Genomic DNA, 19672 nt, shown 5'->3' with positions numbered 1-19672 from the left:
TGACACCACGCCGGGGCCGCGGCCCGGGACACGACGGTGTGACACCCCCCAGGGACCGCGGCCCGGCCGGTTCGCGGCTACTCCGCCGGATCGACCCCCGCGCGCAGCAGCCCGTACGTGTACGCGTCCTCCAGGGCCTGCCAGCTCGCGGCGATGACGTTGTCGGCGACACCGACGGTCGACCACTCGCCCGTGCCGTCGGACGTGGAGATCAGCACCCGGGTCGTGGAGTTGGTGCCGTGCTTGCCCTCCAGGATGCGGACCTTGTAGTCCACCAGCTCCAGCTTGGCGAGCTGCGGGTAGATCTTCTCCAGGCCCACGCGCAGCGATCGGTCGAGGGCGTTGACCGGGCCGTTGCCCTCGGCGGTGGCGACGATGCGCTCGCCCTTGGCCCACAGCTTGACCGTGGCCTCGTTGGCGTGGGAGCCGTCGGGCCGGTCCTCGACGATGGCGCGCCAGGACTCGACTTCGAAGTAGCGCAGCGGCTCGCCCTGGACCTCGGCGCGCAGCAGGAGTTCGAAGCTCGCGTCGGCGGCCTCGTAGGTGTAGCCCTTGAGTTCGCGCTCCTTGACCCGCTCGACGACCCGGCCGACCAGCTCGCGGTCGCCGCCGAGGTCGATGCCGAGCTCCTTGCCCTTGAGCTCGATGGAGGCCCGGCCCGCCATGTCGGAGACCAGCATCCGCATGGTGTTGCCGACCAGCTCGGGGTCGATGTGCTGGTACAGGTCCGGGTCGACCTTGATCGCGGAGGCGTGGAGTCCGGCTTTGTGGGCGAAGGCGGAGAGGCCGACGTAGGGCTGGTGCGTGGAGGGGGTGAGGTTGACGACCTCGGCGATGGCGTGCGAGATGCGGGTCATCTCCCGCAGGCGCCCGTCGGGCAGGACCTTCTTGCCGTACTTGAGCTCCAGTGCCGCCACGACCGGGAAGAGGTTGGCGTTGCCGACGCGCTCGCCGTAGCCGTTGGCGGTGCACTGCACGTGGGTGGCGCCGGCGTCGACGGCGGCCAGGGTGTTGGCGACCGCGCAGCCCGTGTCGTCCTGGGCGTGGATGCCGAGCCGGGCACCGGTGTCGGCGAGGACCGTGGAGACGACGGCCTGGACCTGGGCCGGGAGCATGCCGCCATTGGTGTCGCAGAGGATGACGACGTCCGCGCCGGCCTCCGACGCCGTGCGGACGACCGCCTTGGCGTACTCGGGGTTGGCGCGGTAGCCGTCGAAGAAGTGCTCGCAGTCGATGAAGACCCGCCGGCCCTGCTCCTTGAGGAAGGACACGGTGTCGCGGACCATCGCCAGGTTCTCGTCCAGGGTGGTGCGCAGCGCGAGTTCGACATGGCGGTCGTGCGACTTGGCGACCAGCGTGATGACCGGCGCACCCGACTCCAGGAGCGCTCTGACCTGGGGGTCCTGGTCGGCGGTGGTGCCGGCGCGGCGGGTGGAGCCGAACGCGACGAGCTGGGCGTGCCGGAAGTCGATCTCCTGCCGGGCGCGGGCGAAGAACTCGGTGTCCCGGGGGTTGGCGCCCGGCCAGCCGCCCTCGATGAAGCCCACGCCGAAGTCGTCCAGGTGCCGCGCGATGGCCAGCTTGTCCGCGACGGTGAGGTTGATGCCCTCCCGCTGGGCGCCGTCGCGCAGGGTGGTGTCGAAGACGTGGAACGAATCGTCGAGCTCGCTGGTTTCGGTCATGGTCTCAAGGCTCCTGAGGATGGGATCTCGGTCGTACCGGAATGACCGGCTCCACCGCCCTCAATGGTCCCTCGCGCTCTCGCCTCCGGCTGCGGGTGGGCCAGAAATGCGAAAAACCTCTCGCGGGTGCGAGAGGTCTGCGCGCGGGTCGAGGACGACGGTGTCCGCCCGTACCTGGTCGTACGTGCGGTCACTGCGGACCGGCGCGCCTGCTGCCAATAATCATGGCGAACGAGAGCACGGGGGAAGTCTGGCACAACCCCCGTGCTCCGCTCACCGCTGTCTCAGGATGCGGTCGGTCACGTCGGGTGACGGACGCAGACGTGCGGTGCGTCGTACGCGCCGCCGGACACGAGGCCGGGTGTGAGAAGCCGGCCCGGCGCTCGGGGCGAGGACTCTTGCCGCGGCTGCCCTGAAGGCGAGGGGGTGGCCGTCGCGGTCGGCACCGGGCGGACCCGCTCTGCTCGCTCACCACCCGGCAAGCGTTCAGGTGTCCGCGAGGAGGCCGTCGGCGAGGAACTCGCGGACGTGCGCGAGCACCTGTGCCCGGTCGGTGCCGCGCAGGCCGATCGCCACATGGATGGAGAAGCCGTCGAGCAGCGCCCGCAGCCGGGCGGCGAAGCGGTCCGGGTCGACACGGCGGAACTCCCCGCGCGAGATGCCCTCGGCGAGCAGGGCGACCAGGTCGCGGTGCCAGGCGCCCTCGATGGCGGCCTGCCGGTCACGGGCCTCCGCGTCGGCGTTCTGCGAGCGGTTCCAGACCTCCAGCCACAGCGTCCAGTGGGGGTCGCGGTGCCCGTCGGGCACGTACAGGTCGACGTAGGCGTCGAGGCGTTCGCGGGCGTGCGCGGTCCGGGTGAGCAGGCGCCCCCGCTCGGCGCCGAGCCGGCCCTCGCTCCATTCCAGGGTGCGCAGCAGCAGCTCGTCCTTGGAGCCGAAGTAGTAGAGCAGGTGGCCGCTGCTCATCCCGACCTCGCGGCCGAGCGCCGCCATGGTGAGCTTCTCCAGGCCACGCTCGGCGATCATCTCCATGGCCGCGGCGAGGACGTCCTCACGGGGCGGGGCCTGCCGTCGCCCACCGGCCATGTGTGCTCCTAGGACCTGTCGTTCGGATCAGGTCGCAGGATAACGGCGGTTCTTGCCGGCGCCGGTGAGCGGGTCCTGGTGGCGTGCAGACGCAAGGCGGAGGAGGGCAGTGACGCGGAGCGTCGACAACCGCCGACAACGCGGCAGATGCGCGTGCCAGGACCCGTGTCTGCGGGCTGATGCAAACGGCGGGCCCTAGATCTTCGGCTGCTGCTGCGTGATGCAGTGGATGCCGCCACCGCCCGCGAAGATCGTACGGGCGTCGACCAGTGTCACGGTGCGCTCGGGGAACAGGCGGCGGAAGATGCCGGCTGCGATCTCGTCGCGCGGGTCGTCGAAGCCGCACAGGACCACGCCGCCGTTGCAGAGGTAGTGGTTGATGTAGGAGTAGTCGGCCCAGTGGCCGTCGGCCTCCAGGACGGTCGGGGCGGGGACCTCGACGACCTCCAGCCGTCGTCCGCGCGCGTCGGTCCGGGACCTGAGCAGGCCGATGACCTCCCGGGTCACCTCGTGGTCGGGGTGGGCGGGGTCGGGCTGGGAGTGGGCCACGACGACGCCCGGGCGGGCGAAGGCCGCGACGATGTCGACGTGGCCGAGGGTGCCGAAGCCGTGCGGTGGGTAGTCGCCGGTCAGGCCGCGCGGCAGCCAGATCGCCTTGCGGGTGCCGAGCTGTGCGTGGATCTCGGCCTCGACCTGCTCGCGGGACCAGCCCGGGTTGCGCTCCGGACCGAGCTGGACGGTCTCGGTCAGCAGGACCGTGCCCTCGCCGTCGACGTGGATCGCCCCGCCCTCGTTGACGAGCTCCGAGGCGTACGTCCGGGCCCCGGTCAGGTCGGCGACGTGCGCGGCGACCTTCGCGTCGTGCTCCCAGCGGGCCCACTCCTGGGCGCCCCAGCCGTTGAACGTCCAGTCGACGGCGGCCAGTTCGCCCTTCCCGTCGGTCAGGAAGGTGGGGCCGATGTCACGCATCCAGGCGTCGTCGAGGTCCCGCTCGACGGTGTCGACGCCGTCCCCCAGCAGGGCACGCGCCTCGCCGGACTGCCCCGGCCCGCACACCACCGTCACCGGCTCGAAGCGGCGCACGGCCCGGGCGACCGTGGCCCAGGCGACCCGGGCGGCGGCCAGCTCCCCGGGGTCGTCGAAGGTCTGGTTCGGGCCCGGCCAGGCCATCCAGGTGCGCTCGTGCGGAGCCCATTCTGCGGGCATGCGGAAGCCGTCGGCGGCTGCGGACATCGTTGATCCTCAGAGGAAGTAGAGACGGTTGAGGGAGACGGAATCGGCGGGTTCGGAGCGCAGCGGCTCGCCGTCGAGGGTGACGAGGCCGGTGCGCTGGTCCACGTCGACCGCTCCGGTGCGGGAGTTGAGGCGCAGGTCGGCCGGGCCGATGCCGCGCGTGCCGCGCACGGCGACCCTGCGGCGCCGGGTCGGCATGGTGTCGTGCCCCTGGTCGAGCGCGGCCTGTGCGACGAACGCCACCGAGATGTCGGCCGGTGTCGCCCCGTGCGCGCCGAACTGCGGCCCGAGGACGAGGGGTTCGCAGGTGTCGGTCGCCGCGTTGGGGTCGCCGACCACGCCGTACGCGGGGAAGCCGGCCTTCAGCACCAGCTGCGGCTTGGCGCCGAAGTACTCGGGCCGCCACAGCACGATGTCGGCGAGCTTGCCGGTCTCGATGGACCCGACCTCGTGCGAAAGCCCGTGCGCGAGGGCGGGGTTGACGGTCAGCTTGGCCATGTAGCGCAGGACGCGCTCGTTGTCGTGGCCGTCGTCGGGTGCGCCGGACTCGGCCTTCATCTTCCCGGCCATGGCGAAGGTACGACGGACGGTCTCGCCCGCACGTCCCATGCCCTGCGCGTCCGAGGAGGTGATGCCGATCGCCCCCAGGTCGTGCAGGACGTCCTCGGCGCCCATGGTTCCGGCCCGGATGCGGTCCCGGGCCATGGCGGCGTCGCCGGGCAGGTCGGTCTTGAGGTCGTGGACCGAGACGATCATTCCGTAGTGCTCGGCGACGGCGTCCCGGCCGAAGGGCAGGGTCGGGTTGGTGGAGGAGCCGATGACGTTCGGTACCCCGGCCATCTTCAGGACGTTGGGGACGTGCCCGCCACCGCAGCCCTCGATGTGGAAGGCGTGGATGGTGCGCCCCTCCAGCACGCGCAGGGTGTCCTCCACGGACAGGCACTCGTTCAGCCCGTCGCTGTGCAGGGCGACTTGCACGTCGTGTTCCTCGGCAACCCGCAGGGCGGTGTCCAGGGCGCGGGTGTGGGCGCCCATGTCCTCGTGCACCTTGAAGCCGCTCGCCCCGCCCTCGGCGAGTGCCTCGACCAGGGGCTCTTCGTGCGAGGACGAACCCCGGCCCAGGAAGCCGATATTGACGGGCCAGGCGTCGAACGCGTTGAACGCGTGCCGCAGCGCCCAGGGCGAGTTGACGCCGACGCCCCACACCGGGCCGAACTCCTGCCCGATGATCGTGGTCACGCCCGAGGCGAGCGAGGCCTCCATGATCCGCGGCGACAGCAGGTGGACGTGGGTGTCGACGGCCCCGGCGGTGGCGATGAGACCCTCGCCGGAGACGATCGAGGTGCCCGTGCCGACGACGACGTCGACCCCGTCGAGGGTGTCGGGGTTGCCGGCCCGTCCGATCGAGCAGATCCGGCCCTCGCGGATACCGATGGACACCTTCCGGATGCCCTGCACGGCATCGATCACGACGACGTTGCTGACCACGACGTCACAGGTCTCCCGCACCGCGGCGGCCTTCAGGTGCAGCCCGTCCCGGGCGGTCTTGCCGAACCCGGCGAGGAACTCGTCGCCGTGCCGCTGGGAGTCCGACTCGACCCGCACGATGAGCCCCGAATCACCGAGGCGGATGCGGTCACCGGCGCGGGGTCCGTGGGTGGCGGCGTACTCGTACGGGGTGAGGCGGCGCGCCTCGGCGGGGTGGCCTCCTGGGCGGCTCATCGCTCGACCTCCTGATCAGCTGCTGTTTCCGGTACGCCGAGGTAGCCGCAGGCGGCGGCCCGCTTCAGGGCCTCCTCCTCGGCGCCCGGCGCGTCCAGCGGCCCGTCGACGAGCCCGGCGAAACCGATGGCGATCCGCTCGCCCCCGATCGGCACCAGCCCGACCTCGGCGCGCTCCCCCGGCCCGAACCGCACGGAGGACCCGGCGGGCACGGCGAGCCGCATGCCGTAGGCCCGGCCGCGGTCGAAGTCGAGCCGCGGGTTGGCCTCGAAGAAGTGGAAGTGGGAGGTCACCGAGACGGGCACGGTCGCGGTGTTGGTGACCGTGAGCCGCTCGGCCGGCTGGGGCTCGGGATGCTCCGGCCCGGGCAGCAGCGCCCCCGGCGCGTCCGGCCCCGAGCCGCCGCCGATCGGGTCGGAGACGACCGCGAGCCGTGAGCCGTCGTCGAAGACGGCCTCCACGTGCACCTCGGTGACGACGTCGGCGACGCCGGGCAGCACGTCGCCGGGACCGAGGACGGACCGGGCGGCCTCGACGGCCTCCGCGAGCCGCTTCCCGTCCCGGGCGGCCTCGCACACCGTGTCGGCGATGAGCGCGGTCGCCTCGGGGACGTTGAGCCTCAGCCCCCTGGCCCGGCGGGCGCGGGCGAGCTCGGCGGCACCGAAGAGCAGCAGCCGGTCGCGTTCGGTCGGGGTCAGCCGCATGTCACTCCCTCCATTTAGAGCATCACTCTAAACATGAAATTCCCTCGACCGAAAGGTTGACGGTAGAGCAATGCACACATCACATTGAACGTCGCTCTAACCGAGGGAGACCAGCATGCCGATCGAACAGCGCGGAGTCGACACCATCCCCGAGGGGGAACGCACGAGCGGGCCACGAGACCTCGTCTCGATCCTGCTCGGCTCCAACCTCTGCCTGGGCGTGATCGTCTTCGGCTGGCTGCCGCCGTCCTTCGGCCTCGACTGGTGGTCGTCGGTCAGCGCGGTGCTCGCGGGCACGGTGGTGGGCGTGCTGTTCACGGCCCCGCTGGCCCTGGTCTCGCTGCGCACCGGCACCAACCTGTCCACCTCCTCCGGCGCCCAGTTCGGCGTGCGCGGGCGGCTGGTCGGTTCCGTGGTCGGACTGCTCCTGGCCCTCGGCTACACCGCGCTGACCGTGTGGATCGGCGGGGACGTGATGGTGAGCGTCCTGGGCCGGCTGGCCGGACTGCCACAGGGCGGGGTGTCGTACGGCGTCGTCTACGGGCTGCTCGCCGCCGCCACGGTCGCGGGCGCGGTCTACGGCTACCGGGTGTTGCTGGCGATGTCCCGGGTCCTGGCGTTCGGCATGACGGCCCTGCTGGCCGTGGGTGTGATCGCGTACGCCCCCGCCTTCACCACCGCCGCACTGCCGGAGGCCGGCGGCTATCTCCTGGGCGGCTTCTGGCCCACCTGGCTGCTCGCGGCGGTGGCCGCGGGGCTGTCCGGGCCGGTCGCGTTCATCACGCTGCTCGGCGACTACACCCGCTACATCTCACCGGCCCGCCACTCCTCCCGCCGGGTCCTGCACGCGACCTGGCTGGGGCTGATGCTGGGCCTGCTGGTGCCGCAACTGTTCGGCACGTTCACGGCGTACGCGGCCGGGGCTGCCCTCGACTACGCGGGCCCGCTGGTCGACGCGGCCCCCGGCTGGTACCTGGTCCCGCTGCTCCTCGCGGCCTCGGCCGGATCGGTCGGCAACGCGGGGCTGATGCTGTACTCGATGGGCCTCGACCTGGACGCGATCCTGCCACGCGCCTCACGGGCCCGGGCGACGTACGTGGTCGCGGCCGTCGCCACGGCCTGTGTCTTCGCCGGGCACTACTACTCGACCGCGCAGGACGCGATGACGTCCTTCGTGCTGCTCCTGACCGCCATCGGCACGCCCTGGGCGGTCATCACCCTCATCGGCTTCGCCCGCTGCGGCGGCGTCTACGACCCGGACGCCCTCCAGGTCTTCAACCGCCGCTCCCGGGGCGGCATCTACTGGTACCGGGCGGGCTGGAACGTCCCGGCGACCCTCTCCTGGGCCGCCGGGGCGACGGTGGGCGTCCTGGCGGTGTCCCTGCCGTCGTACGAGGGCCCGCTGCTGTCCCTGACGGGCGGGGTGGACTGCAGTTTCCTGCTGTCGGGGGTGGTGGGAGGGGCGGCGTATCTGGTGTCGTCCCCGGGCTCCGTTTCGACGGAACCCGGGGTCGAGGCCCCTGCACCGGCATCTGTGTCCGACTGATGCGGGCGGTGGGTGGGCAGGGCCTGGGGGCGGGTCAGCCCAGGCGGTGCATCCAACCGTGGGCGTCCGAGGCCGTACCCCGCTGGATGTCCAGCAGCGCCTGACGCAGCCGCAGCGTGACCTCGCCCGGCTCTCCCCCGCTCTGCTTCCACTCCGCCCCGGGCCGCTTCACCGTACCGACCGGGGTGATCACCGCCGCCGTACCGCAGGCGAACACCTCGGTCAGCGACCCGTTCTCCGAGTCCCGCTGCCACTGGTCGACCGAAACCCGGCCTTCCTCCGCCTCGTACCCGAGGTCACGGGCCACGGCGAGCAGGGAGTCGCGTGTGACGCCCTCCAGGATCGACCCGGTCAGGGACGGCGTGACGATCTTGTTCCCGTACACGAAGTACAGGTTCATACCGCCCAGCTCCTCGACCCACGTGTGCTCCACGGCGTCGAGGTAGCAGACCTGGTCGCAGCCCTTCGTCGCCGCCTCGGCCTGCGCAAGCAGGGACGCCGCGTAGTTGCCGCCCGTCTTCGCGTCGCCCATGCCGCCGGGGACGGCACGGACGCGGTCCTCGGAGACCCAGATGGACACCGGCTTCACACCGCCGGGGAAGTACGCCCCGGCCGGGGATGCGATCACCAGGAAGAGGTACTCGTTGGCCGGCTTCACGCCCAGCCCGACCTCCGTGGCGATCATGAACGGGCGCAGGTAGAGGGACTCCTCGCCGCCGTGCGCCGGCACCCACGCCTTGTCCTGCTGCACCAGGGCGTCGCACGCCTCGATGAACGTCTCGACCGGCAGTTCGGGCATGGCGAGCCGGCGGGCGGAGCGCTGGAACCGCTCGGCGTTCTTCTCCGGGCGGAAGGTGGCGACGGACCCGTCGGGCTGGCGGTAGGCCTTCAGCCCCTCGAAGATCTCCTGCGCGTAGTGCAGCACCGTGGTGGCGGGGTCGAGGGAGATCGGCGCGTACGGCACGAGCTGGCCGTCGTGCCAGCCTCGGCCCTCCGTCCACTTGATCGTCACCATGTGGTCGGTGAAGTGGCGGCCGAACCCGGGGTTGGCCAGGATCTGCTCGCGCTCGGCGGCGGAGAGCGGGTTGGCGGAGGGCTTGAGCTCGATCGTGGGCGTCGTCATGGGTTGATGTCCTTCACCGGTTGTAGTGACGGGCCGCGCTCGGTACTGCTCTGATGGTGACCAGTGCTAGGACGTCCGAGCATTCCCTCATTGCGAGGCCTCGCGTTCGATTATCGCCCGGAGGTGGCTGCGGAAGGAACGGGGACTGCGGCCCGGTGGTCGATGGTGGCACCCGGCGGGGAACATACGGAAGCCGCCGGGCGCGGATGCGACCCGGCGGCTTGCGGAGAGCAGCGGCGGGTCAGCCGGCTACGCGTACGGCGAGCGCGTCGCCGATCTCGGAGGTGGAGCGGGCGGGCTTGCCGGTGCGCTCGGCGAGATCGGCGGAGACCGCCTCGTCGATGCGGGCGGCCTCGGCCTCGTAGCCGAGGTGGCGCAGCAGCAGGGCGACGGACAGCACGGTGGCGGTCGGGTCGGCCTTGCCCTGTCCGGCGATGTCGGGGGCCGAGCCGTGCACGGGCTCGAACATCGACGGGAACTCGCCGGAGGGGTTGATGTTGCCGCTGGCGGCGACGCCGATGCCGCCGGAGACGGCCGCGGCAAGGTCGGTGATGATGTCGCCGAAGAGGTTGTCGGTGACGATCACGTCGAACCGCTCGGGCTGCGTGACCAGGTAGATCGTCGCCGCGTCCACGTGCATGTACTCAGTGGTGACCTCGGGGAACTCCTCGGCCACCTTGTTGAAGATGTTCGTCCACAGGTGACCGGCGAAGGTCAGCACGTTGTTCTTGTGGATCAACGCGAGCTTCTTGCGGGGGCGGGCCTGGGCCCGGGCGAAGGCGTCACGCACCACGCGCTCGACACCGAAGGCCGTGTTCACCGACACCTCGGTGGCGACCTCGTGGGGGGTGCCCTTGCGGATCGTGCCGCCGTTGCCGGTGTAGGGACCCTCGGTGCCCTCGCGGACCACGACGAAGTCGATCTGCGGCTCACCGGCCAGCGGGGTGGCCACACCCGGCAGCAGCTTGGAGGGGCGCAGGTTGACGTGGTGGTCGAAGGCGAAGCGCAGCTTGAGCAGGAAGCCCCGCTCCAGGACGCCGGACGGCACCGACGGGTCGCCGATCGCGCCGAGCAGGATGGCGTCGTGCCGCTTCAGGGCGTCGAGGTCGGCGTCGGAGAGGGTCTCACCGGTGGCGTGGTAGCGCCGGGCGCCGAAGTCGTACTCCTCGGTCTCCAGCTTCACATCCTGCGGAAGGACGGCGGAGAGGACCTTCAGGCCTTCGGCCACGACCTCCTGGCCGATGCCGTCACCGGGGATCACTGCGAGATTGATGCTGCGAGACATGCGGGCACCCTACTCCTCGTCCCATGGGATGACACACGCTGTCCGTGATGCGGACAGGTGGGACGGACCCGACCGGGGGACGGCACGCGTCCGCCGGATGCCGTTCACCCATATGTGGTGCGGCCGTTGGCCTCTGCTGGGAGATTCTCTGGACATGGAGATCCCCCACTTCGGTATCCCGCCGGAGCTCGCGCGCCGGATGAGCATGGCGGAGCAGCACGAGTTCCTGCGGACGCGGCTGTCGCGGCGCCGCACCCTGGTGACCGCGGCCGCGGTGGCGAGCGGGCTGCTGACCGGCTGCTCCGGCTCCGGTTCCCGTTCCGGGCAGGGCGGCGCCTCGGCGGCCGGCGGCCCGTCGCCGAGCGCGTCGGCGGTGCCCGGCTCCCTCATCACCCCCTTCGGCCGCCATCTCGCCTTCGGTGCCGACCCGAAGACGCAGATGCGGATCTCCTGGCAGGTGCCGCTCGCGGTGCGGAAGCCGTACGTGCGGGTGGGCCTGCGTCCCGACGACCTCGGCCGCAGGATCGAAGCGGAGGTGCGTCACCTGCGCACCCCGGAGCTGAAGGGCGTACGGGCGGCGGTCGAGCAGTACTACCTGCACGCCGCCCTGGACGGCCTGCGCCCGGACACGACGTACCACTACGGCGTCGGCCACGAGGATTTCGACCCGGCCACCCCACGGCACCGGTCGACCGTCACCACCTTCCGCACGGCACCGGCACGTCCGCCCGGTCGTTTCGTGTTCACCGCGTTCGGCGACCAGGGCGTCGGCGCGGAAGCGGCCCTCAACGACCGTGCGCTGCTGCGTCTGAAGCCCGCCTTCCACCTCCACGCGGGCGACATCTGTTACGCCGACCCGACCGGCAAGGGCAAGGAGTCGGACGTCTTCGACGCGACCCGGTGGGACCTGTTCCTCAAGCAGACCGAGCCGGTGGCCAGGTCGGTGCCGTGGATGGTGACGACCGGCAACCACGACATGGAGGCCTGGTACTCGCCGGACGGCTACGGGGGCCAACTCGCCCGGTTCTCCCTGCCCGACAGCGGCTTCGACGCGGGCACGGCACCGGGCGTGTACGCCTTCACGTACGGCAACGTCGGTGTGGTCGCGCTGGACGCGAACGACGTGTCGTACGAGATCCCCGCCAACTTCGGTTACTCGGAGGGGGGGCAGACGAGGTGGCTGGATGCGAAACTCGGTCAGCTGCGGGCCTCGGAGGACGTCGACTTCATCGTCGTCTTCTTCCACCACTGCGCGTACTCGACGTCCACGCACGCCTCCGACGGCGGGGTGCGCGCCGAGTGGCTGCCGCTGTTCGCCCGGCACGAGGTGGACCTGGTGATCAACGGGCACAACCACGTCTATGAGCGGACCGACGCCGTCAAGGGCGGCGAGGTGGGCCGGCCGGTGCCGGTCGGCGGCACGACGGACCCGCTGAGGGACGGGATCGTCTACGTCACCGCGGGCGGCGGCGGCAAGGATCTGTACGGCTTTCCCGACGGCGTGAAGGAGAGCTACGAGGGCAACACCGCCGACCACGAAGCGGTCACCTCGTTCCGGTGGACCAAGTCGCAGGACACCCAGGAGGAGTCGGCGCAGTGGTCACGGGTGCGCTACCGCGGTTTCTCGTTCCTCTCGGTGGAGGCGGTCAGCGGCGCCAGGCCGAGGCTGAAGGTGTCGGCGCTGGCGTCGAGCGGTGAGCGGATCGACCACTTCGAGGTGCGGCGCGGGGCGTGAGGCCCCGCACCGCACCTCGTCGGGCGGCTCCCGGTCCTGTCGCGGGTCTACGGCTCAGTGGCCGCTGGACCCGCCGTTGTCCCTGCGGTCGAGGGCGCGCTGGAGCGCGGCGGCGGCGTTCTTCCGGTCGGACTCGGTCGTACGGGAAACGTGACGGACTCGGCGGCGGACGGTCGTCTCGGCCATGGGAAATCGACTCCTTCGACAGCACGGAGTGCACAGGGAGGGTTACGAGACGCCGGAAGGGGCGGGGAGCACGGTGCCGCAGGGGTTGCCTGCATCGGGGCCCGGCTCACGACCGCCATTCGCTTGGTCGAGCGAGACGTTCGGCTCCTACAAAGCTAAGGGAGGCCGGAGCGTCTGTCTCCACAATTACTCGGACTTCCTACTATCTGAGACGGTGGAGTGGGTCACACCGCCCTGACCTGCGGTGATCTCTAGAGCACATCGCCGTCGCGCCAGTCGAAGACGAGTTCGTGCGCGGTGTCGAGCGGACCGGCGAGGGCGGGCCGCACGAACGTGCTGTCCTCTTCCTCGGGCAGCCGGACGATGCCGTCGAGCGGGCTGAGGGCGTGCACCCGGCCGCCCCAGAGCCGCCAGCCCCGGGAGGTGTAGAGGCGGGCGCCCTCGTCGCTCGCGGAGAGGGCGCCGAGGTCGTAGGCCCGGTCGACGACGCGTTCCAGCTCCGCCATGACCCCTCCGCCGAGGCCGGTGCGCCGGGCGTCGGCGCGGACGGCGACGTTCTCGACGTATCCGGCACGCAGCCACCGCGTGCGGTGACGCACCCGCCGCATCACGACCGCCCCGTGCGCGACGAGCCCCGCGCGGTCGTGGACGAGGGCGTGCATACCGCCGAGTCCGTGGTCCCAGTCCTCGTCACCGAAGTCACCTTCGAACGCGGCGTGCAGCAGGCCGCGTACGGCGCCGAGCTCGTCGGGACTCAGATCGGCGGTGTGGACGGTGCGCACTCGGATGCTCATCGGCCCAGTCTTTCCGCCGGACATGCCGACGGGCCAGGTCTTTTCGACCTGACCCGTCGGTTCACCCCGGGGCGTGTCAGCCCATGTGCGGGTAGGTGTAGTCCGTCGGCGGGACCAGCGTCTCCTTGATGGCGCGGGTCAGGGTCCAGCGCATCAGGTTCTGCGGGGCGCCGGCCTTGTCGTTGGTGCCGGAGGCGCGGCCGCCGCCGAAGGGCTGCTGGCCGACGACGGCGCCGGTGGACTTGTCGTTGATGTAAAAGTTGCCGGCCGCGTAGCGGAGCTTGTCGGCCGTGTAGGCCGCCGCCGCACGGTCGTTCGCGATGACCGAGCCGGTCAGGGCGTAGTCGGAGACCGACTCCATCTGGGTCAGCATCTCGTCGTACCTGTCGTCCTCGTAGACGTACACGGCGATGATCGGGCCGAAGTACTCGGTGCGGAAGACCTCGTTCTCCGGGTCGGTGCACTCGATGACGGTCGGGCGCACGAAGTAGCCCACGGAGTCGTCGTAGGTGCCGCCCGCGACGATCGTGCAGGTGGCGTCCTCCTTGGCGCGGTCGATGGCGGCCTTGTTCTTGGCGAAGGCACGCTCGTCGATGACCGCGCCGATGAAGTTCGACAGGTCGGTGACGTCACCCATCTTGATGCCGTCGACCTCTGCGGCCAGCTCCTCCTTGAAACCGGAGTTCCAGATCGAGGCGGGGATGTACGCCCGGGAAGTGGCGCTGCACTTCTGGCCCTGGAACTCGAAGGCGCCGCGGGTGAACGCCGTCTTCAGGATCGCCGGGTCGGCCGACGGGTGGGCGACGAGGAAGTCCTTGCCGCCGGTCTCGCCCACGAGGCGCGGGTAGGTGCGGTACTTCTCGATGTTGTTGCCGACCGTCTTCCACAGGTACTGGAAGGTGGGGGTCGAGCCGGTGAAGTGGATGCCGGCGAGGTCGCGGTGCTCCAGGGCGACCTTGGAGACCTCGATGCCGTCACCGGTGACGAGGTTGATGACGCCCTTGGGCAGACCGGCCTCCTCCAGCAGCTGCATCAGCAGCACGGCGGCGTGCGTCTGCGTCGGGGACGGCTTCCACACGACGACGTTGCCCATCAGGGCCGGGGCCGTCGGCAGGTTGCCCGCGATGGCGGTGAAGTTGAAGGGCGTGATCGCGTAGACGAAGCCCTCCAGCGGGCGGTGGTCCAGACGGTTCCACACGCCCGGGGAGTTGGCCGGCGGCTGCTCGGCCAGGAGCTTGCGGGCGTAGGAGACGTTGAAGCGCCAGAAGTCGATCAGCTCGCAGGGCGTGTCGATCTCGGCCTGCTGGGCGGTCTTGGACTGGCCGAGCATGGTGGAGGCGGCGAGCGTCTCGCGCCAGGGGCCGGACAGCAGCTCGGCGGCGCGCAGGATGATCGCCGCGCGGTCGTCGAACGCCATGGCACGCCAGGCGGGCGCGGCGGCCAGGGCCGCGTCGATGGCGTCCTGGGCGTCCGCCTGCGTGGCGTTGCGGTACGTGCCGAGCACGGCCTTGTGGTTGTGCGGCTGGACGACCTGGAAGGCCTCGCCGCCGCCCATCCGCTTCTCGCCGCCGATGGTGCAGGGCAGCTCGACCGGGTTGTCGGCGAGCTCCTTCAGCTTGGCCTCCAGCCGGGCCCGCTCGGGCGAGCCGGGGGCGTAGCCGTGCACCGGCTCGTTGACGGGGGTGGGGACCTGGGTCACAGCGTCCATGTTTTCCGTAACTCCTTACTGAGCGGTGTGTCGGTCTCAGCCCTTCAGGGCTGTCAGCCCTTGGTGAGCATGCTGCGTGCGAAGAAGCGCAGGTTGGCCGGCTTCTCCGCGAGACGGCGCATGCTGTGCCTTCCCGGGGGACAACCCCCGGACCCCCGGCAGACGCTCCAGCACAGCCGCGTTCCCTCAGCCACGGGTGATCACGCTCCGGGCGAAGAAGCGCAGGTTGGCCGGCTTCTCCGCGAGACGGCGCATGAAGTAGCCGTACCAGTCGGTGCCGTACGCGGTGTAGACGCGCATCCGGTGGCCTTCGGCGGCCAGCCGCAGGTGCTCGTCGGTGCGGATGCCGTAGAGCATCTGGAACTCGTACTCGTCGGGCTTTCGCCCGGCCTGGTGGGCGAGTTCCTGGCCGATCGCGATCAGGCGCGGGTCGTGGGACCCGATCATCGGGTACCCCTCCCCCTGCATCAACGTCCGCAGAATGCGCACGTATGCCCGATCGATCTCGTGTTTGTCCTGGTACGCGACGGAGGCGGGCTCCTTGTACGCGCCCTTGACCAGGCGGACCCGGCTGCCGCTCTCCGCGAGCCGGCGGGCGTCCGCCTCGGTGCGGAACAGGTAGGCCTGGATGACGCAGCCGGTCTGCGGGAAGTCCTTCCGGAGCTCCTCGTGGATGGCGAACATCGAGTCGAGGGTGGTGTGGTCCTCGGCGTCGAGCGTGACCGTGGTGCCGATCTCGGCGGCGGCCTCGACGACCGGGCGGACGTTCGCCAGGGCCAGCTCGTGGCCGCCCTCCAGCGCCTGCCCGAACATCGACAGCTTGACCGACATCTCGGCGCGGGTGCCGAGTTCCAGCGGCTTGAGGCGGTCGATGAGCTCCAGGTAGGCGTCCCGGGCGGCGGCGGCCTGGGCGGGACTGGTGATGTCCTCGCCGACGACGTCCATCGTCAGCTCCAGCCCCTGCCCGGTCAGGTCGCGGACGACGGGGACGATGTCGTCGACGTTCTCGCCCGGGATGAAGCGGTCGACGACCTGCTTGGTCACCGGGGCCGCCGAGATCAGGCGTCGCATCCGGTCGCTGCGTGACGCGGCGAGAATCACGGGACCCAGCACGGGGCACCTCCAGAGCACAAGCAACGTGAGGCCGGACCCCTCGCGGACGACGCGTCGGGTACGGCACGGAGAACCACCGTGAAACCTAAGGATCCCTCCGATCGTCGGCCATCGACAGCTGTCACGCATCCGTGCCGCAGATCTCAGACAGATGTATGAAGGGGTCCGGGAAGTGCGCGACAATGCCCGGGTGACGTCGGAACACAGGGGCGACTACGAGGAGCTGGTCGACGAGATCTCGGAGCTGCTCGGCGCGCCCGCGACCCTGGAGAACCGGGACTTCGAACTGATCGCCTTCGGGGCCTACGACAGTGAGGGCGACCTCGATCCCTCGGCCCTGGACCCGGTGCGCACCCGCTCGATCCTCACCCGCCGTTCGACGGCCGCGGTCCGGGCCTGGTTCGAGGGCTTCGGCATCACCCGCGCGACGGAACCCGTCCGCATCCCGCCGACACCGGAGGCCGGGGTTCTGCGGGGCCGGATCTGCCTCCCCGTCCGCCACCGGGGTGTGGTGCACGGCTACGTCTGGCTGCTGGACGACGACCCGGGCCCGAGCGAGCGGCAGCTGGCCGCCGCCATGCGGGTCACGGCCCGCATCGGCGCCCTGCTCGCGGACGAGGCGCAGCACGGCGCCGACCTCAGCCGCGAACTCCGGGCCGTCCTGACCGCCGGGCCCGGCTGGCAGGGCGACATGGCCGTCGCCGAGCTCCGCACGGCCCTCGGCCCCCGGGCCGACGGCCTCCACGCCCTGGTGTGCGTCGCCCCGTGGCCCTCGGCCGACCCGGACGACGCTCCGTCGGTCCGCGCCGTCCCGGGTGCGACGGCGCTGTGCACCCTGCCGTGGGGAGCGACGGCCCAGTGTCTTGCCGTGCTGGTCCGCCTGCGTTCCTCGGACGTGCTGACGCCGGCGACCACGGCGGCGGGACGCCTGCTGGAGAAGGCGCGCAGGGGAAGCGGCCCGGACGGCGGCGGGGCGGGGGGCAGCAGCCCTGGCCCGGCACCGGCACCGGCACCGGCACCGGCCGTCGGTATCGCCACCCCGCGCGCCGGGCTCGCCGAAACGGCCACCGCCTGGCGGGAGGCGTCGGCGGCGGCACGGGCGGCACGGGCCGAGGCTCGGTTCGGACCGGTCGCACAGTGGGCGTCGATCGGGCCGTTCCGGTTGCTCACGGCCCTGCCGCCCGAGGTCGCCCACGACCCCGTCGCCCGCGCGCTGCTCGCTCCGGCCCACCATGAACTCGCCCGGACCGCCGAGGTCTTCCTCGACTGCGCCGGTCAGGCCGCCCGCGCCGCCGCCGAACTCGGCATCCACCGCCAGACCCTCTACTACCGCCTGTCCCGGATCGAGAAGCTCACCGGCCTCGACCTGGACGACGGGGAGGACCGTCTGCTGCTGCACATGACCCTCAAGGCACACCGGCTGTGAGGACCGGCCCGCCCATGCCCCTGCTGCCCGGCCTCGGCAACACCCCGGCCGGCCGGGAGGCCGTGTCCGCCGTCGACTCGGTCGTCGGCGCATCCGGCTGAGGCGTCACTTCCCCCCGGCCGCCTCGATCACCCTGCGGAGCCCCGCTGCGAGCTGCTCGGCCTCCGGGGCGTTCTCCGGGTCGAACGTCCACTGCGCCATCAGGCCCATCATCAGAGTCAGATAGAAGTACCCGGCGGTGTCGACCTGCTCGTCCGTCACGTCGGCCTCGTGCCCGCCGAGGAAGAGGGGCAGGATGCCGCGCGCACCCTCGCGCTGGGCCCGTGCGAGATGGGCCCGCACCTCCGGCAGCTGCTCCCCCATGGCCACGATCTCCATGCTGAGCCGCCACATCGAACCGGGCTCCCGCATGGTCCCGATGATGTTCGCCCAGACGTCGGTGAAGCGCTCCAGCGACCCGGGTTCCCCGCGCAGCTCGCCGCCGCCCTCGAAGGCGTCGGACATGCCCTCCACCATCTCCACGTACGCCTGCGCCAGCAGTGCGTCCTTGGAGCCGTAGTGGTAGCCGATCGACGCCAGGTTGGTTCCCGACTCCTTGACGATGTCGCGCGCCGTCGTGCGCAGGAAGCCCTTCGCCAGCAGGCAGCGCTTGGCGCCCTCCAGCAGATCCTCACGGTGTCCCATGGCACGCCACCCTAACCCGGAATCCAGACGCACGTATTAAACAGTCGTACTAGACAATCGTTTAATACGCTCGTACAGTCCTGCCCATGACGACGAACCCGCCTCCCCCCGCCCTCGCCGGCCGCCGTGAATGGACGGCCCTCGGCGTGCTGATGCTCCCGCTACTGCTGGTCTCGATGGACGTGTCGGTCCTCTACTTCGCGATCCCCGCCATCAGCGCCGACCTGGAACCGAGCGCCACCCAGCAGTTGTGGATCTTCGACATCTACGGCTTCGTGCTGGCCGGCCTGCTGATGACGATGGGGTCGCTCGGCGACCGCATAGGCCGCCGCAGGCTCCTGCTGATCGGCGCCGCCGCATTCGGCACGGCCTCGCTGATCGCCGCCTACGCCGGCAGCGCCGAGACCCTCATCGCCGCCCGCGCGGTCCTCGGCATCGGCGGCGCGACGCTGATGCCGTCCACCATGGCCCTGGTGCGCACGATGTTCACCGACCCCGCACAGCGCACCAAGGCGATCGGCGTCTGGTCGGGGGTGATGACGGCCGGCATCGCACTCGGCTCGGTGATGAGCGGTGTGCTGGTCGAACACTTCTGGTGGGGCTCGGTCTTCCTGGTCAATCTGCCCGCGATGCTGCTGCTCCTGGTGCTGGGCCCCGTCCTGCTGCCCGAGTCGCGCACCCTTGCCCCGGGCCGCTTCGACGTGCTGAGCGTGCCCCTGTCGATGGCGGCGGTGCTGCCCGTGATCTACGGCCTGAAGGAACTCGCGGCAGAAGGGTGGAACGTGCGGTACGTGATGTCGGTGACCGTCGGTCTGCTCTTCGCCGCCCTGTTCGTCCACCGCCAGCGCACGACGGCCTCCCCGCTCATCTCGCCGGACCTGTTCCGGACCCGCGGCTTCAGCCCGGCCGTCGTCCTCAACCTGGCCGCCGCCTTCGGCATGATGGGCTCGGCCTACTTCACGACCCAGTACGTCCAGTCGGTCCTGGACAAGGACCCCCTCGAAGCGGCGCTGTGGAGCCTGCTGCCGTCGGTGCCCATCGGACTTGCTGCGCCCGTCTGCGCACAGCTGGTTCAGCGGGGCGTCGCGCGCGCCCACGTCATCGGCGGAGGCTTCGCGGTCGCCGCGTGCGGCTACGTGATGCTGGCCCTGGCCGGAACGGACTCCCTCTGGCTGCTGCTCGCCGCCTGCGCCGTCCTGGCCTGCGGCATCGTCGCGGTCATGTCACAGGTGGCGGACCTCGCCCTGAGCGCCGCCCCGGTCGAGAAGGCGGGCGCGGCGTCGTCCCTGCTGGAGACGGGCACGGAGTTCGGCGGCGCGCTGAGCATGGCGTTCCTCGGCTCCATCGGCACGGCCGTCTTCCGGCACGACATGCCGGACTCCGCACCCGCGGCGGCGCGCGAGACCCTGGGCGGCGCCCTGGCCGTGGCCGACCGGCTCCCGGGGCGCGCGGGGGACGCCCTGGCGACGGTGGCACGGGAGGCCTTCACGGCCGGCATGCACGCGGCGGCGGTCACGGGCGCGGTGCTGCTGACCGGTGCGGCAGCAGCGGCGGTGCTGACCCTGCGGCGGGTCCGGGAAACGAAAGACGCCGGACGGGCTGATCGGCTCAGCCCGTCCGGCGTCTGAGGACGGACCCGTTCAGG

At 71.2% G+C, this 19672-nt stretch carries 16 protein-coding genes; 4 read left to right on the top strand and 12 right to left on the bottom strand.

Annotated features, from left to right (window positions below):
* Positions 1–77: 77 nt before the first annotated feature.
* The 5 genes from cimA to ureA all read right to left on the bottom strand — a co-directional run bounded on the left by cimA (position 78) and on the right by ureA (position 6427).
* On the bottom strand, positions 78–1682 hold the full coding sequence (gene cimA, locus ACIQU3_RS26280; protein WP_403736838.1) for a citramalate synthase: 1605 nt from the start codon (positions 1680–1682) through the stop codon (positions 78–80).
* Positions 1683–2168: 486 nt separating this feature from the next.
* Entirely contained in the window at positions 2169–2768 is a 600-nt protein-coding gene (locus tag ACIQU3_RS26275; RefSeq protein WP_403736843.1) for a TetR/AcrR family transcriptional regulator, read from the bottom strand.
* Positions 2769–2963: 195 nt separating this feature from the next.
* Entirely contained in the window at positions 2964–4001 is a 1038-nt protein-coding gene (locus ACIQU3_RS26270) for an agmatine/peptidylarginine deiminase (RefSeq protein WP_403736845.1), read from the bottom strand.
* Positions 4002–4010: 9 nt separating this feature from the next.
* Entirely contained in the window at positions 4011–5723 is a 1713-nt protein-coding gene (locus ACIQU3_RS26265; protein ID WP_403736850.1) for an urease subunit alpha, read from the bottom strand.
* Complete coding sequence (gene ureA, locus ACIQU3_RS26260; RefSeq protein WP_403736853.1) at positions 5720–6427, bottom strand: urease subunit gamma; 708 nt, start codon at positions 6425–6427, stop codon at positions 5720–5722. Before ureA ends, ACIQU3_RS26265 begins: the two co-directional genes overlap by 4 nt.
* Positions 6428–6542: 115 nt before the next feature.
* On the opposite strand from ureA, the gene ACIQU3_RS26255 reads away from it, so the two are divergent.
* Positions 6543–7973, top strand: a complete 1431-nt coding sequence (locus ACIQU3_RS26255; protein WP_403736858.1) for a cytosine permease — start codon at positions 6543–6545, stop codon at positions 7971–7973.
* 34 nt (positions 7974–8007) lie between these two features.
* Here ACIQU3_RS26255 and ACIQU3_RS26250 read toward each other — a convergent pair whose 3' ends face one another.
* Together ACIQU3_RS26250 and ACIQU3_RS26245 are read right to left on the bottom strand one after the other, a co-directional pair.
* Entirely contained in the window at positions 8008–9096 is a 1089-nt protein-coding gene (locus tag ACIQU3_RS26250) for a branched-chain amino acid aminotransferase (RefSeq protein ID WP_403928040.1), read from the bottom strand.
* 241 nt (positions 9097–9337) lie between these two features.
* Positions 9338–10381, bottom strand: a complete 1044-nt coding sequence (locus ACIQU3_RS26245; protein WP_403736864.1) for a 3-isopropylmalate dehydrogenase — start codon at positions 10379–10381, stop codon at positions 9338–9340.
* Between the two features lie 154 nt (positions 10382–10535).
* Here ACIQU3_RS26245 and ACIQU3_RS26240 point away from each other — a divergent pair, with 154 nt between their 5' ends.
* Positions 10536–12116, top strand: coding sequence for a purple acid phosphatase family protein (locus tag ACIQU3_RS26240; RefSeq protein ID WP_403928037.1), 1581 nt, complete (start codon positions 10536–10538; stop codon positions 12114–12116).
* Positions 12117–12170: 54 nt separating this feature from the next.
* Here ACIQU3_RS26240 and ACIQU3_RS26235 read toward each other — a convergent pair whose 3' ends face one another.
* The 4 genes from ACIQU3_RS26235 to ACIQU3_RS26220 all read right to left on the bottom strand — a co-directional run bounded on the left by ACIQU3_RS26235 (position 12171) and on the right by ACIQU3_RS26220 (position 15917).
* Positions 12171–12302, bottom strand: a complete 132-nt coding sequence (locus ACIQU3_RS26235; RefSeq protein WP_104781486.1) for a hypothetical protein — start codon at positions 12300–12302, stop codon at positions 12171–12173.
* 251 nt (positions 12303–12553) lie between these two features.
* A complete protein-coding gene (locus tag ACIQU3_RS26230) occupies positions 12554–13096 on the bottom strand; it encodes a GNAT family N-acetyltransferase (protein ID WP_403928034.1) in 543 nt (180 codons plus the stop codon).
* 76 nt (positions 13097–13172) lie between these two features.
* Positions 13173–14804 carry an L-glutamate gamma-semialdehyde dehydrogenase gene (gene pruA / locus ACIQU3_RS26225; protein ID WP_403736873.1) on the bottom strand — a complete coding sequence of 544 codons (1632 nt, stop codon included), beginning with the start codon at positions 14802–14804 and terminating at the stop codon, positions 13173–13175.
* A gap of 186 nt (positions 14805–14990) precedes the next feature.
* Positions 14991–15917 carry a proline dehydrogenase family protein gene (locus ACIQU3_RS26220; RefSeq protein WP_403736876.1) on the bottom strand — a complete coding sequence of 309 codons (927 nt, stop codon included), beginning with the start codon at positions 15915–15917 and terminating at the stop codon, positions 14991–14993.
* Between the two features lie 151 nt (positions 15918–16068).
* On the opposite strand from ACIQU3_RS26220, the gene ACIQU3_RS26215 reads away from it, so the two are divergent.
* Positions 16069–17343 carry a PucR family transcriptional regulator gene (locus tag ACIQU3_RS26215; RefSeq protein ID WP_403928031.1) on the top strand — a complete coding sequence of 425 codons (1275 nt, stop codon included), beginning with the start codon at positions 16069–16071 and terminating at the stop codon, positions 17341–17343.
* 105 nt (positions 17344–17448) lie between these two features.
* Here the strand turns inward: ACIQU3_RS26215 and ACIQU3_RS26210 are convergent, their stop codons facing one another.
* Positions 17449–18027 (bottom strand): TetR/AcrR family transcriptional regulator, encoded by a 579-nt coding sequence (locus ACIQU3_RS26210; RefSeq protein WP_403736884.1) that lies wholly within the window; start codon positions 18025–18027, stop codon positions 17449–17451.
* Positions 18028–18113: 86 nt separating this feature from the next.
* Here ACIQU3_RS26210 and ACIQU3_RS26205 point away from each other — a divergent pair, with 86 nt between their 5' ends.
* A complete protein-coding gene (locus ACIQU3_RS26205; protein ID WP_403736887.1) occupies positions 18114–19655 on the top strand; it encodes an MFS transporter in 1542 nt (513 codons plus the stop codon).
* Positions 19656–19672 lie beyond the last annotated feature (17 nt).

Origin of the sequence: Streptomyces sp. NPDC101110 (assembly GCF_044759525.1) — a bacterium.
In the GTDB taxonomy this organism is placed as follows: Bacteria; Actinomycetota; Actinomycetes; order Streptomycetales; family Streptomycetaceae; genus Streptomyces.
This window is presented reverse-complemented; position numbering and strand designations above follow the sequence as displayed.